Source organism: Streptomyces sp. 891-h (assembly GCF_022760275.1).
Taxonomy (GTDB): Bacteria; Actinomycetota; Actinomycetes; order Streptomycetales; family Streptomycetaceae; genus Streptomyces; species Streptomyces spirodelae.
This window is the reverse complement of the sequence record NZ_CP050693.1, coordinates 5,508,390-5,521,826: the sequence shown is the minus strand read 5'-3', so window position 1 is coordinate 5,521,826 and position 13,437 is coordinate 5,508,390. Positions and strand designations below refer to the sequence as shown.

Annotated in this window: 9 protein-coding genes and 1 pseudogene; 5 read left to right on the top strand and 5 right to left on the bottom strand. The window is 72.5% G+C overall.

Going from position 1 to position 13,437, the window contains the following annotated elements; translation table 11 throughout:
- Window positions 1-28 precede the first annotated feature (28 nt).
- Window positions 29-1,591, bottom strand: coding sequence for a GMC oxidoreductase (locus HC362_RS24215; RefSeq protein ID WP_243086212.1), 1,563 nt, complete (start codon window positions 1,589-1,591; stop codon window positions 29-31).
- Between the two features lie 14 nt (window positions 1,592-1,605).
- Complete coding sequence (locus tag HC362_RS24210; protein WP_243086210.1) at window positions 1,606-3,072, bottom strand: aldehyde dehydrogenase family protein; 1,467 nt, start codon at window positions 3,070-3,072, stop codon at window positions 1,606-1,608.
- A 228-nt stretch (window positions 3,073-3,300) separates the two neighbouring features.
- Here HC362_RS24210 and HC362_RS24205 point away from each other — a divergent pair, with 228 nt between their 5' ends.
- Window positions 3,301-4,185 carry a Gfo/Idh/MocA family oxidoreductase gene (locus HC362_RS24205; protein WP_243086202.1) on the top strand — a complete coding sequence of 295 codons (885 nt, stop codon included), beginning with the start codon at window positions 3,301-3,303 and terminating at the stop codon, window positions 4,183-4,185.
- On the opposite strand, the pseudogene HC362_RS24200 reads toward HC362_RS24205, so the two are convergent.
- The 3 genes and pseudogenes from HC362_RS24200 to HC362_RS24190 all read right to left on the bottom strand — a co-directional run bounded on the left by HC362_RS24200 (window position 4,139) and on the right by HC362_RS24190 (window position 6,804).
- A pseudogene (locus HC362_RS24200) lies at window positions 4,139-5,379 on the bottom strand (MFS transporter). The gene HC362_RS24205 and the pseudogene HC362_RS24200 overlap by 47 nt on opposite strands.
- A 46-nt stretch (window positions 5,380-5,425) precedes the next feature.
- Window positions 5,426-5,851, bottom strand: a complete 426-nt coding sequence (locus tag HC362_RS24195; RefSeq protein WP_243086200.1) for a MerR family transcriptional regulator — start codon at window positions 5,849-5,851, stop codon at window positions 5,426-5,428.
- An 8-nt stretch (window positions 5,852-5,859) separates the two neighbouring features.
- Entirely contained in the window at window positions 5,860-6,804 is a 945-nt protein-coding gene (locus tag HC362_RS24190; protein ID WP_243086198.1) for a putative protein N(5)-glutamine methyltransferase, read from the bottom strand.
- A gap of 291 nt (window positions 6,805-7,095) precedes the next feature.
- Between HC362_RS24190 and HC362_RS24185 the strand changes: the two genes are divergently transcribed.
- The 4 genes from HC362_RS24185 to HC362_RS24170 all read left to right on the top strand — a co-directional run bounded on the left by HC362_RS24185 (window position 7,096) and on the right by HC362_RS24170 (window position 13,393).
- Window positions 7,096-8,112, top strand: a complete 1,017-nt coding sequence (locus HC362_RS24185; RefSeq protein WP_243086197.1) for a serine protease — start codon at window positions 7,096-7,098, stop codon at window positions 8,110-8,112.
- A 169-nt stretch (window positions 8,113-8,281) separates the two neighbouring features.
- Window positions 8,282-8,929: a response regulator transcription factor gene (locus HC362_RS24180; RefSeq protein ID WP_209263448.1), complete on the top strand. Its 648-nt coding sequence runs from the start codon at window positions 8,282-8,284 to the stop codon at window positions 8,927-8,929.
- Window positions 8,930-9,006: 77 nt separating this feature from the next.
- Window positions 9,007-12,219, top strand: coding sequence for an alpha-N-acetylglucosaminidase (locus tag HC362_RS24175; RefSeq protein ID WP_243086196.1), 3,213 nt, complete (start codon window positions 9,007-9,009; stop codon window positions 12,217-12,219).
- Window positions 12,220-12,304: 85 nt separating this feature from the next.
- Window positions 12,305-13,393 carry a sensor histidine kinase gene (locus HC362_RS24170; protein ID WP_243086194.1) on the top strand — a complete coding sequence of 363 codons (1,089 nt, stop codon included), beginning with the start codon at window positions 12,305-12,307 and terminating at the stop codon, window positions 13,391-13,393.
- The last annotated feature ends 44 nt before the right edge of the window (window positions 13,394-13,437 follow it).

Below are 13,437 nucleotides of genomic sequence, written 5' to 3'. Positions count from 1 at the left end.
CGCGGCCGTGGCAGCAAGAACCGGGCCATCAGCGCTCGCCGCCCTCGGGCTGCGGGCCGGGCCGCCCGGTGATCAGGTCGGCGGCGCGTTCGGCGACCAGCAGTACGGTCACCATGGGGTTGATGGTCGGCATCGTGGGGAAGACGGACGCGTCGATCACCCGCACGCCCTCCTGGCCGCGCAGCCGCAGCAGCGGGTCGACGACGGCCATCGGGTCCTCGGCCGCGCCCATCCGGCAGGTGCCCGCCGGGTGGTAGACGGTGTGGGCGACGCGCCGCCCGTACTCCGACAGTTCGGCGTCCGTGCTCACCCTCGGGCCCGGGGCGATCTCCTGCTTGAGCCAGTCGCGCAGCGGCGCTGTCGCGGCCACCTCGCGGGCCAGGCGCAGCCCGTCGACGATGGTCTGCTCGTCGTGCCCGTCCGGGTCGGTGAAGTAGCGGAAGTCCAGCGCCGGGTGCTCGGCCGGGTCGGGGCTGCGCAGCCACAGCCGTCCCACCGAGCGGGCACGGGGCACGTTGGGCGTCATGCACACGCCGTGCGGGGGTGTGGGGTAGCCGAGACGTTCGGTGTTGACGGTGAAGGGCACCTGGTAGAAGTGCCACATCAGGTCGGGGCGCGGCTGGCCGGTGTCGCGCCGTACGAACAGGCCGGCGTCGGAGTCCATGGCGGAGTTCGGCGGCAGCGGCTCGTGCGTCTCCCAGACGATCACCGACTCGGGGTGGTCGAGCAGGTTCTCGCCCACGCCCGGCAGGTCGGCCCGTACGTCGATGCCGAGCGCGCGCAGCTCGTCGGCCGGGCCGATACCGGACAGGAGCAGCAGCCGCGGGGTGTCGACGGCACCGGCGCACAGCAGCACTTCGCGCTCGGCGCGCACGGTGCCGGTGGAGCCGTCGGCGTACCGCACCTGGACGCGGGTGAGCCGCCCCGCCTCGTCGGGCAGCAGCCGGTACGCCCAGGTCTGCAACGTCAGCGTCAGATTGGGCCGCCTGCCCATGACGGGGTGGAGGTAGGCGACGGAGGCCGAGGAGCGCTTGCCCGTCTCCGGGTCGTAGGCGAGGGAGAAGAAGCCGGCGCCGTCGGGGAAGGGGCGGCGGTTGAAGTCCTCGATGACCGGCACGTGCAGCGCTTCGGCGGCAGCGGTCACGAAGTCGCGGGCGATGGGGTTACGGTCCTGCTCGCCGACGGGGACGATGTTGTTGCGCAGCCGCTTGCGGTACGGCAGCACGGTGACCGGGTCCCAGCCGGCGCAGCCCATTCCCACCCACTCGTCCAGGTCCTCGGGGAAGGGCAGAAAGCTGATGAGCGTGTTGTGCGAGGAGCAGCCGCCCAGCACCTTGGCCCGGGAGTGGACGATGTGCGAGTTGCCGCGGGGCTGTTCGGTGGTGGTGTAGCCGTAGTCGTACTCGGACTCCAGCAGGTTGATCCAGTTGCGCAGCCGCAGCACGTTCTCGTCGCCGACGTCGCTGGGTCCGCCCTCGATGACGCACACCCGGCAGTCCGGGTCCTCGCTCAGCCGGGCCGCCAGCACGGAGCCGGCCGTGCCGCCGCCGACGATGACGTAGTCGTAGCTGTTCTCGTCGTTCGCATTCATACCGGTCCGCTTCCTCAGCCCTTGAACCAGCCGGAGGGGGCCGGTGAGAGGTTCTGGTAGATGTGCTTGGCCTCCTGGTACTCGCGCAGCCCGGTCGGCCCCAGCTCGCGGCCGATGCCCGAGCGGCCGAAGCCGCCCCACTCGGCCTGCGGTACGTACGGGTGGAAGTCGTTGATCCAGACCGTGCCGTGCCGCAGCCTGTTCGCGACCCGCTGGGCGCGGCCCGCTTCGCTCGTCCACACGCCGCCGGCCAGCCCGTAGCGGGTGTCGTTGGCCAGCTCCACCGCCTCGTCCTCGGTGCGGAACCGCTCCACGGTGACCACCGGGCCGAAGATCTCCTCCTGGACGATGCGCATGGAGCGGTCGCAGTCGGCGTAGACGGTCGGCAGCAGGAAGTAGCCGTTGGCCAGTTCGGGGTCGTCGGGGCGGCGTCCGCCGGTGACCAGCCGGGCGCCCTCCTCGCGGGCGATCTCCAGATAGCCCTCCACCTTCGCGCGGTGCTCGGCCGAGCTGAGCGGGCCCGATTCGGTCATCGGCTCCAGGCCGTTGCCGAGCCGGATGGCGCTCGCCCGGGCGCCGAGCGCTTCGACGAACTCGTCGTGCACGCCCTCCTGCACCAGCAGCCGGGAGCCGGCCGAACACACCTGCCCGGAGTGCAGGAAGGCGGCGTCCAGCGCGTAGTCGACGGCGGCGGCGAAGTCCGCGTCGTCGAAGACCACATTGGGGTTCTTGCCGCCCAGCTCCAGGGCGAGGTTCCGCACGCCGGGCGCGACGCTCTCCATGATCTTCCGCCCGGTCGACAGCCCGCCGGTGAAGGAGACCAGGTCCACCTCGGGGTGGGTGGTCATGGCCGAGCCGACCGTCGTGCCGGAGCCGAGCACCAGGTTGGCGACCCCGGGCGGCGCCCCGGCTTCCGCGATCAGCCGGATCATGGCGACGGTGGACAGCGGCGTGGTCTCGCTGGGTTTGAGCACGAAGGTGTTGCCGGCGGCCAGCGCGGGGGCGACCTTCCAGGACGCCTGGAGCAGCGGATAGTTCCACGGTGCGATCAGACAGCAGACCCCGACGGGGTTGTAGACGACGCGGCTGAGCACGTCGGGGCCGACGTCCACCACCCGGCCGCCGTCCTTGCCCGCGAGTTCGGCGTAGTAGCGGAAGGCGTTCGCCACGTCCTCGATGTCGATCCGGGCCTCGGTGAGGGTCTTGCCCGTGTCGAGGGTCTCGGTGCGGGCGATCTCCTCCTGGTCCCGCAGGAGCAGTTCGTGTACGCGCCAGAGGACGTCGGCGCGCTCCCGGGTGGGCGCCGAGGACCAGTCGGCCCGCTCGAAGGCGCGCTTGGCGGCGCGTACGGCCATGTCGACGTCGGTCTCGTCGGCCTCGTCGACCGTGGTGATCACGGAGGCGTCGAAGGGGTTGATCACATCGCGCCGCCCGCCCGCGACGGCCTGCCGCCACTCCCCGTCGATGAACAGCTCCGCCATCGCCCGCCTCCCTCGTTCGCACCGACCGGCGCCAAGATTGCGCCCGAGTACCACCGCTGGCTACGGGGCGCACCGGTCACTTGCGCCTCCGGCGGAATATTCGGCACCGATGGGGCAATCCCGGCCCGCACCGACCGGCACCCGCCCGCACCGCCCAGCGCCGCCCAGCGCCAGCGCAGCGCGGGGACGCCCTCGGCGTACGCGCCCGGACCTCGTACGCTGCCCGGTATGAAGTTCGGACTGCTGGGGACAGGGCCCTGGGCGGAGCGCACCCACGGACCCGCGCTGGCCGCGCACGACGAGGTGGAACTGGTCGGGGTGTGGGGGCGGCGCCCCGAGCCCACGGGAGCGCTCGCCGAACGGCTGGGAACCCGGCCCTGGGCCGAGGTGGACGCGCTCTTCGACGCCTGCGACGCGGTCGCCGTCGCACTCCCGCCGGATGTCCAGGCGCCGCTCGCCGTGCGCGCCGCCGAGGCCGGGTGCCATCTGCTCCTGGACAAGCCCGTCGCCACCACGCCGCAGGCGGCCCGCGGCGTCGCCGAGGCCGTCGAGCGGGCCGGGGTCGGCTGCGTCGTCTTCTTCACGCTGCACTTCTGCGAGTCGACCGGCGGCTGGCTGCGCGAGCAGGCCGCGGCGGACGGTTGGCAGGTCGGAAGAGCGGACTGGCTCTCCCCCGTCTTCGGCGGCGCCGACTCGCCCTACACCGCGTCGCCCTGGCGGCGCGAGAAGGGAGCGCTGTGGGACGTGGGTCCGCACGCGCTGTCCGTGCTGCTGCCGCTGCTCGGCCCGGTCGAGCAGGTCTCGGCAGCGCCCGGCGGCATCGGTGACACCGTGCACCTGGTGCTGCGGCACACCTCGGGCGCCTCCAGCACCTGCACGCTCAGCCACTCGGTGACCCCCGCGGCGGCCGGGGTGACCGCACAGGTGCGGGGCGCCCCGGGCGTCACCGAGCTGCCGCTGCGCGACGAGGCTCCCGCCGACTCCTTCGGGCGCGCCGTCGAAGCGCTGCTGACGGCGGCCCGCACCGGCGAACAGCACCTGTGCGACGCCCGCTTCGCGGAGACGGTCACCGGCCTGCTGCACACGGCTCAGCAGCAGTTGCCGACCGGGTGATCCGGCCCGCTGTGCGGACGGGCGGCAGCGCCAGGGCGAACGAGCAGAGCATCAGCGCCGCCGCCGCCAGCGGTACGTACCGCACCCCGGCGGCGCCGACCACCGCCCCGCCAAGAGCCCCGGCCACCCCGGTGCCCAGGTAGAGGCCGCAGATGTTCAGCGCCGGCGCCGTCATCCCCGCCTCGGGGCCCGCCGCCGCCAGCACGCTGCCCTGCACCGGCGGGTTGAGCCCCCAGGCGAAGACCGCCCAGCAGCCGACGACCAGGGACAGCAGCACGGTGCTGTGCACGCCGCTGAGAGCCTGCGTGGCGGCGGCCGCCAGCATCAGCGCGTGCCCGCCCAGCACCAGGCACAGGGCACGGCGCGGCCCCCTGGCGTCCGTGACCCGCCCGGCCAGCAGTGCGCCGGCCAGCCCTGCCACGCCGACGAGGAACAGCAGGAAGGGCAGCAGGCCCCCGGAGCCGGAGGCGACCTCGGCCGTGTAGGCGCCCAGATAGGTGTAGAACATCAGGCCGCCGCTCGCCGCCAGGAACGTCACCGCGACGACCCGCAGCACGGCCGCCTGTCGCAGCGGTGCGAGACGCCGGCGCAGCGGCGCGGGCTCACCGCCCGGTACGGCCGGTGCCGTGGCCAGCACACCGAGCGCGGCGACGGCCGCCACGGCGGCGATCAGCCAGAAGGTGGCCCGCCAGCCGAACGCGCCGCCGAGCCAGGAGCCCACCGGAACGCCGGTGAACAGCGCCGCCGTCATTCCGGCGGTGACAACGCCGAGATAGCGGCCCTGCGCGTTCTCGGGCGCCCCGGCCGCCGCGGTGGCGAACGCGGCGGCCGTGACGACGGCGCGCACAGCGCCGCCAGCATCCGGGCCGCCATCAGCCACCAGTAGCCGGGCGCGAGTGCTGCCGCGACGTTGGCGACGACGAAGAGGGCGAGCCCGGCCACCGTCACCGTGCGGCGCGGGAAGCGTTCGCACAGGACGGCGAGTGTCGGGGCGCCGAGCGCGTAGACCACGGCGAAGACGGTCACCAGCTGGCCCGCGGCAGGGACGCCGACCCCCAGGTCGTCGGCCACCTGCGGGAGCAGGCCCGCGATGATGAACTCGTCGGTGGCGGTGGCCAGCAGGGTGAGGAAGAGGACGTGGAGCCAGCCGGGCAGGCGGTCGCTGCCACGGGACCCCGTGTGTGCGGTATCCATGCGGCGCACGGTAGGTAGTGACACCGGTGTCACCTGCAAGCGCGGATCAGCCTGCCCGATCGGTCTCCTCCGCGCGGCGCAGCACCTCCCCCAGCTCGGTGTCCGGGTCCGCGGCACGCAGCTGGGCGATACGGGCGACCAGCCGGGAGCGGTACCGGTCGAGTTCGGCCGCCTTCTCCTCCACCACGGCGAGCCGCCTCTCGTACATCGCCAGTGTCTCGGCCGGACTGTCCTGGCAGGCCATGAATTCCTGGGTCTTCATGTCCAGACAGGGCGCCACCTGGAGGATGTCCTGGGTACCGAGCCCCGCGGCCAGCAGCTCCTGGACATTGCGGACCCGGTTGACGGCGCTCTCGTCGTACGCCCGCCACCCCTTGGCCGTCCGGCTGGTGACGAGCAGCCCCTGCTGCTCGTAGTAACGCAGGGAGCGCCGGCTCACACCCGTACGCTCCGCCAGCTCACCGATCAACATGCTCCCCTTCAACGCCGCGTCGGGGCTCCCTCTTCCACGCCGCCTCCCTTGACGGAGCCGGGGGGCCTTCCCGGGCCGGGGCCGGGGCGGTGGGCGGTCAGGGTGGTGGCGTTCAGGTCGGGGTCGGTGGTGACCGTGACCTCGAGACCGGCGGCCGACAGCAGGTCGGCCGCCGGTTGGGCCTGGTGGGAGCTGGTCTCCGTGAGCAGTGCGCCGCCCGGCGCCAGCCAGGCGGCGGCGTCGGTGGCGACCCGCCGCAGGAGGGACAGGCCGTCGGGGCCGCCGTCCAGCGCGGGGCGCGGTTCGTGGTCACGGGCCTCGGGCGGCAGGAGCGGTATGTCCGCCGTGGGAACGTAGGGAACGTTGGCCGTCAGTACGTCGATCCGGCCCCGCAGCGAGCCGGGCAGCGCGGCGAACAGGTCGCCCTCGTGCACATGGCCGCCCGCCTGGGCGAGGTTGCGCCGGGCACACCGTACAGCGGCGGGGTCGAGATCGGCGGCGTGCAGTTCGCCCCGCCCTCCCAGCGCGGCCAGCAGTGCCACGCCGACCGCTCCGGTGCCGCAGCACAGGTCGACGAGGACGGGGGTGCCCGCGCCCGGGGCGCAGGCCGCGGCGCACCGTACCAAGGACTCGGTGCGGCGCCGGGGGACGAAGACGCCGGGGTCGACGGCGATCCGCAGCCCGGCGAACTCCGCCCAGCCCAGTACGTGTTCGAGGGGGTGACCGGCGACGCGGCGCGCCGTCATCGCACGGAGCTCATCCGGGCCGCTCGCGGTCTCCCACAGCAGCTGTGCCTCGTCCTCGGCGAAGACGCAGCCCGCCGCGCGGAGCCGCCCGACCAGATCGGCCGGCGGACAGGGCGGGGACTGAGGGGACTGCCGGGAGAGCTGGGAGAGCTGGGAGGAAGCCTGAGTGGAGGAAGAAGAGGGGGAGGGAGGGGTGGTGTGGTGCATGGAAGCCTTTCCCGTGCTGGAGCGCTCCCGTTCGCCCGCGGCCCGCCCGGGTCAGCTGCTGCCGGGCCGTTCACCGCGAGGCGAGAACGCGTTGTCTTCCGGAGCGGAAATGCGTCTCACCTCCCTCTGCCACCGCATCGCTCGAACATCCGTTGCTGTCGCCGCACCTTATCCCGGCCGCAGCCCGGACGCACCCGAAGGGCCCGGGACGCACCCCCTCGGAGTCGTTCAAAAAGCCCTGGACAAGCGGGAGTTGAGAAGGTGGGATGGACGCGTCGCGAGTAACGGCAGATGTTTGTGTCATCTGGTGGTGCGGCCGACGCCGCGCCCGCAGCCGCCCCGGCGGCCGGGCGCCGCCGGGGCGGGAAGAGAAAGGACAGGCTCATCAGAACCAGCCAGCACTCCCTCGGAAACCGCCTCACCCGCCGCACCGCCTGGGGCGCCGCCAGGGGCACCGGCAGGGCCGCGCGTGCGGTGTTCGTCTCGGCTCTCTCCCTGGGGCTCGCCACGGCGGGCACGGTCGCCTACGCGGCCCAGGAGTCGGGCACGGCCGGGGACTCCGGGTACGAGACGAAGATCATCGGCGGTGAGGAGTCCACCGAGAACTACTCCTTCATCGTCTCCCTGCAGAAGCAGCGCGGCGACGACCCCGACGGCCACACCTGCGGCGGCACCCTGATAGCGGCCGACTGGGTGCTGACGGCGGGGCACTGTGTCACCACCACGGCGGGCACCAACGACCCGGCCGCCTACCATGTGCGGGTCGGCTCCCTGGACCGCACCCAGGGCGGCGAGGTCGCCGGGGTGAAGAAGATCGTGGTCCACCCGGGCTACGACTACACGGACGCGAACCGGGGCAGCGCCGCCGACCTGGCGCTGCTCAAGCTGTCCTCCAAGGTCTCGAAGAAGCCCGCGCCGCTGGCGTGGCGGACCCCCGCAGCCGGGGAGACCGTCAAGGCGACGGGCTGGGGCTACACCAAGGCGACCGGCAACGACCCCTCGCAGCTGCCCGTCGAGCACCGCGAGGTCGACCTGCCGGTGCTGGCTCCGGACACTCCCAAGTGCGTCTCGAACGAGACGGACGGGGACGCCTGGGGCATCCGCGAGGGCGACTTCTGCACGGACAACCCGGACGGCTACGCCGGTACGTGCGGTGGCGACTCGGGTGCTCCCGCGCTGACGAAGGTGCACGGCCGCTGGCGGCTGGCCGGTGTCACCAGCCGGTCGGTCGGCGACTGCGGCACGACGCCCGACATCTACCCGAGCGTGGCCGAGCACCGCGGCTGGATACACAAGGTCATCGGCTAGGCCCTTGGCTTCTGGCGTCGACATCGACATTGACGCCGAAGCCGACGTCGACGCCGTCGCAGCACCGCTGCGCGAGGGAGCGTAGCGGTGCTGCGGCGGTGTGTTCACCGGTAGATTCATGGCGTCGTGCCGCCATCCGGGCCAAGCCGCTGTCAATGGGGAGCTTTCCGTGCGTGTCGTGATCGCCGAGGACCTTTTCCTGCTCAGGGACGGGCTCGTACGGATGCTGGAGGCGTTCGACTTCGAGATCGCCGCGGCCGTCGACAACGGTCCTGAGCTGAGCCGGGCGCTGCTGGAGCTGGAGCCGGACGTGGCCGTTGTGGACGTACGGCTGCCGCCCTCGTTCACCGACGAGGGCCTGCAGTGCGCGCTGGAGGCCCGCCGCAAGCGGCCGGGGCTGCCGGTGCTGGTGCTCTCGCAGCACGTCGAGCAGTTGTACGCGCGCGAACTGCTGGCCGACGGCAACGGCGGGGTGGGCTATCTGCTCAAGGACCGGGTCTTCGACGCGGACCAGTTCGTGGACGCCGTGCGCCGGGTGTCCGAGGGCGGTACGGCGATGGACCCGCAGGTCATCCAGCAGTTGCTGACGCGGCGCGCCCAGGACGAGCCGATGGGCAATCTGACCTCCAGGGAGAAGGAGGTCATGGAGCTGATGGCGCAGGGCCGGTCGAACGCGGCGATCGCGGCCCAGCTGTTCGTCACCGAGCGGGCCGTCGCCAAGCACACCTCCAACATCTTCGGAAAGCTGGGACTGCCGCCCTCGGACGACGACAACAGGCGGGTACTCGCCGTGCTCGCGTACCTCGACCGAGGCTGACCGCTTCGTTACCGTGCCTCCCCGTACGTGTCTTTGGTCACATACGGCAGGACATCCGTCATCTGGAGGCGCCCACCATGCACGAGCCGGTCAATGAGCGGGAAAGATACGACAAGTCCGATCAACGCTCGGTGCCCCCGGCACGCTCCCCCCTCAACAGACGCGCCGTGCTGGGCACCACGGGGGCGCTCGGCGCGGGTCTCGCGCTGGGGAGCGGGTACGTCCCCGCCATGGCAGCGGACAGATCGGGCGCGGCCCACGGCGCACTCGGCGCCCAGGCCCCGGCCACCGCGCAGGGGAAGGCGTCCACGGCTGCCGCCCGCGCCGCGCTGCGGCGGCTGCTCCCTGGGCACGCCGACCAGATCACCCTCCAGCACATCGGCGGCCCCGAACGCTTCAAGGTCACAGGCCGCGCGGGCCGTATCAACGTGGCGGGCACCGGCCCTGTGGCACTGCTGACCGGCGTGCACTGGTACCTCAAGTACAGCTGCGACGCGCACATCTCCTGGGCCGGCAGCCAACTCGACCTGCCCGCCACCCTGCCCGCGCCCCGCAAGCAGCACGCGCAGCGGGCCACCGTGCCCAACCGGTTCGCGCTCAACGACACGCACGACGGCTACACCGCCCCCTACGCCGACTGGGGGCACTGGGAGCACTTCCTCGACGTCCTCGCGCTGCACGGCTTCAACGAGGTGCTGGTCACCGCCGGCCAGGAAGCCGTCTACCACCGGATGCTCCAGGACTTCGGCTACAGCGACCAGGAGGCGCGCTCCTGGATTCCGGCGCCCACCCACCAGCCCTGGTGGCTGCTGCAGAACATGGCCGAGTACGGCGGTCCCCTCAGCACCGAGCTGCTGAAGCGGCGTACGGCGCTGGGCAAGCGGATCGTGGACCGGATGCGCGAGCTGGGCATGAAGCCGGTGCTGCCGGGCTACTTCGGCACCGTCCCCGCCGACTTCGCCAAGCGCAACAAGGGCAGCCGCACCGTTCCGCAGGGCAAGTGGGCCGGGCTGGATCGGCCGCCGTGGCTGGACCCGCGTACGGCGGCCTTCCGCAAGGTCGCGGCCTCCTTCTACCGGCACCAGAAACAACTGTTCGGTGAGGCCGACCACTTCAAGATGGACCTGTTGCACGAGGGCGGCGACCCCGGGGACGTGCCGGTGCCGCAGGCGGCGCGGGCCGTGGAGAAGGCGCTGCACACCGCACGGCCCGGCGCCACCTGGGTGATTCTCGGCTGGCAGAACAACCCGCGCCGCGACCTGCTGGACGGGCTCGCGGCCAAGGACAAGATGCTCATCGTCGACGGCCTCTCCGACCTGGACCGGGTCACCGACCGGGAGAAGGACTGGGGCGGGGTGCCGTACGCGTTCGGCACCATCCCCAACTTCGGCGGCCGCACCACCATGGGCGCCAAGACCCACATGTGGACGGAGCGGTTCACCGCCTGGCGCGACAAGCGGGGCAGCAAGCTGACCGGCACCTGCTACATGCCCGAGGCCACCCACCGCGACGCGGCGGCGCTGGAGCTGTTCAGCGAACTGGCCTGGCGGCAGCGCCCGGTCGACCGCGGCACCTGGTTCGACACCTGGGCGAAGATCCGGTACGGCGGCACGGACGCGCAGGCCAAGAAGGCGATGCGGGCGCTGCGCGAGACGGCGTACCGCATCAACAGCAAGGACGGGCGGCCGCACGACAGCATCTTCGCGGCCCGTCCCAGCCTGACGGCCCGCTCCGGCGCCTACTACGCCACCCACACACCGGCCTTCGACCTGCCCGCCTTCGACGCCGCCTTCGACGCGCTGCTGGGCGTCGGCAAACAGCTGCGGGGCAGCGACGCCTACCGCTACGACCTGACCGACACCGGGCGGCAGATCCTGGCCAACCGCTCCTGGTCGCTCATCCCCCAGCTGAGGGCGGCCCACAAGAAGAAGGACGTCGCCACCTTCAAGAAGCTGGCCGCGCTGTGGCTGAAGCTGATGGAGCTGGCCGACGACATGTCCGGCGGCCACCGCGCCTTCCTGCTGGGCCCCTGGCTGGCCGCTGCCCGCGCCTCGGCCGCCTCCGGCCCGGAGCGCGCCGCACTGGAGCGCACCGCACGCGTGCTGGTCACCACCTGGGGCGACCGCCCCACAGCCGACGGCGGCCACCTGGCCAACTACGCCAACCGCGACTGGCAGGGCCTCATCCGGGACTTCCACCTGCCGCAGTGGAAGGCGTTCCTCGACGACCTCGTGGACGCGCTCGAACAGCGGCGCGCACCGAAGAAGTTCGACTGGTACGCCGAGGAGGAGCCCTGGACCAAGAAGACGAACGACTACCCCACCCGGCCCCTCACCGACCCGTACACCACCGCGACCCGGGTCCGTGACGTCCTGGTCAAGGCGCCCTACCAGGGCTCGCTGAAGGTGTCGGCCGAGCCGCGCGCCGTCCCGGCCGGTGAGACCAGCACCGTCCAGGCGGTCTTCCGCAACGAGAACGGGCTGGTCCCCACCGGCACCGTCGACCTCGCGCTGCACGGCCTGGACGGCGCCAAGGCACAGGACCCGACCCGGCACCGTGCCATCAGCCCCGGCGGCACGGCGACCGTGCGCTGGCGCTACACCACGCCCGGACAGCAGCCGACCCGGCCGCTGGAGCCGCTGGAGTACACCGTCGAGGCCGAGAACGGCCCCGAGGGCCAGGAGCGGATCACCCTCGGCGAGGACAGCCGGATCTACCGCGCGGGGGCGCTCCCCGACGGCGTACGGACGGTGACGACCAACGAAGCCGTCTTCGGTCACGTGGCGGGCCGGTGGGCGATCGACGGTGCCGGCGCGGACCTGTGGAAGGCCACCGCCGAGTTCGGCACCGTCTACCGCCCGCAGGCGCTGGCCGACGGGGGCAGCGTGACGCTGAAGGTCGTCTCCCAGGAGGACAGCGGCCCGTGGGCCCGCGCGGGCATCGTGGTGCGCAACAGCCTCGCCGAGGCGGGCTCGGCCGGTTTCGTCAACCTGGCGGTGACCCCCGCGCACGGCGTCGTCCTGTCGTACGACAGCGACGGCGACGGCACCCTCGACTCCTACCGGGCGGCTCCCGGGGTCAAGGCCCCCGTCCTGCTGCGGCTCTCCCGCTCCGGCACCTCCTACAAGGGGGAGCTGTCCACCGACGACGGCAAGTCGTGGCGTACCGTCTCAACCGTCGAGGCGCCCGGCGCGTCAGGCAGACAGGACACCGGACTGTTCATGTCGGCGACCAACGGCGGCAGCGGCGACCGCGCACTGGTCGAGTTCGCGGACTGGCAGACCGAGTAGGACCGACCGGCCGGGACGGAGAAGCGGGGGAACGGCAGACGTGACGGAGGACAGACCGCGGGCCGCGGTACAGACACACGAGCTGATGTTGGCTCTCGTGCGAGGACCCGCGCTCGCGGTCGTCACCCTCCCGCTCTCCATCCTGCTGTTCACGCTCTGCGTCGTCTCGATCGTGCTGCTGCCGATCGGGGTGGGCGTCTTCACCACGCCGCCCACCCAGCAGGCCCTCCGCTGGTACGCCGACCAGCGGAGGCGGCTCGTCCGCGACTGGGGCGGCCTGGAGGTGCCCCGGCCCTACCGCCCCTGGCCGCGTGAGCTGCGCAGCGGCGTCGTCGGCCAGGTCGAGCGGTGCGTACTGCTGCTCAAGGACCCGGCGACCTGGCGGGACCTGGCCTGGCTGCCCGCCGATATGACCGCGGGCTTCACCACGGCCCTGCTGCCGCCGCTGCTGCCGGTCAACCACCAGATCACCAAGGCGATGCTGGAACCCACCCGCGAGATGCTGCTGGCGCAGCGCGTCGAGCAGCTGTACGAGACGCGGCACGACGCGGTGGACGCCTCCGCGGCTGAGCTGCGGCGGATCGAGCGCGATCTGCACGACGGCGCGCAGGCGCGGCTCGTCGCCATGGGCATGAGCCTGGGCACCATCGAGGCGCTCGTCGAGCGGGACCCCGCGCGGGCGAAGAAGATGATCGCGCAGGCGCGGGAGAACTCCGCCGAGGCGTTGACCGAGCTGCGGGATCTGGTGCGGGGCATCCACCCGCCGGTGCTCGCCGAGCGGGGGCTCCCCGACGCGCTGCGCGCGCTGGCGCTGCGGATGCCGGTCCCTGTCGAGGACGACATCGAACTGCCGGGCCGCTTCGACGAGCCCGTGGAGACGGCGGTGTACTTCGCGGTGAGCGAGCTGCTCACGAATGCGGCGAAGCACGCGGAGCCGAAAAAGGTGTGGCTCGACGTTCTGTTCGCCGCCGACGCCTCGGGTGCCTCCTCCGTCATCCGGGTGACGGTCACCGATGACGGCAAAGGCGGTGCAGCGTTGGAGGGCGCCGGCTCGGGGTTGGGCGGCGTTCAGCGGCGGCTCGCCCAGTTCGACGGTGTCCTCGCCGTGAGCAGCCCCGAGGGCGGCCCCACCATGATCACCCTAGAACTCCCCGCCACCCCCCTCCGGGGGTAACCCCACTGGTACCCCCTCCCTTGGGTCCCCCGGTTGTGGACGCA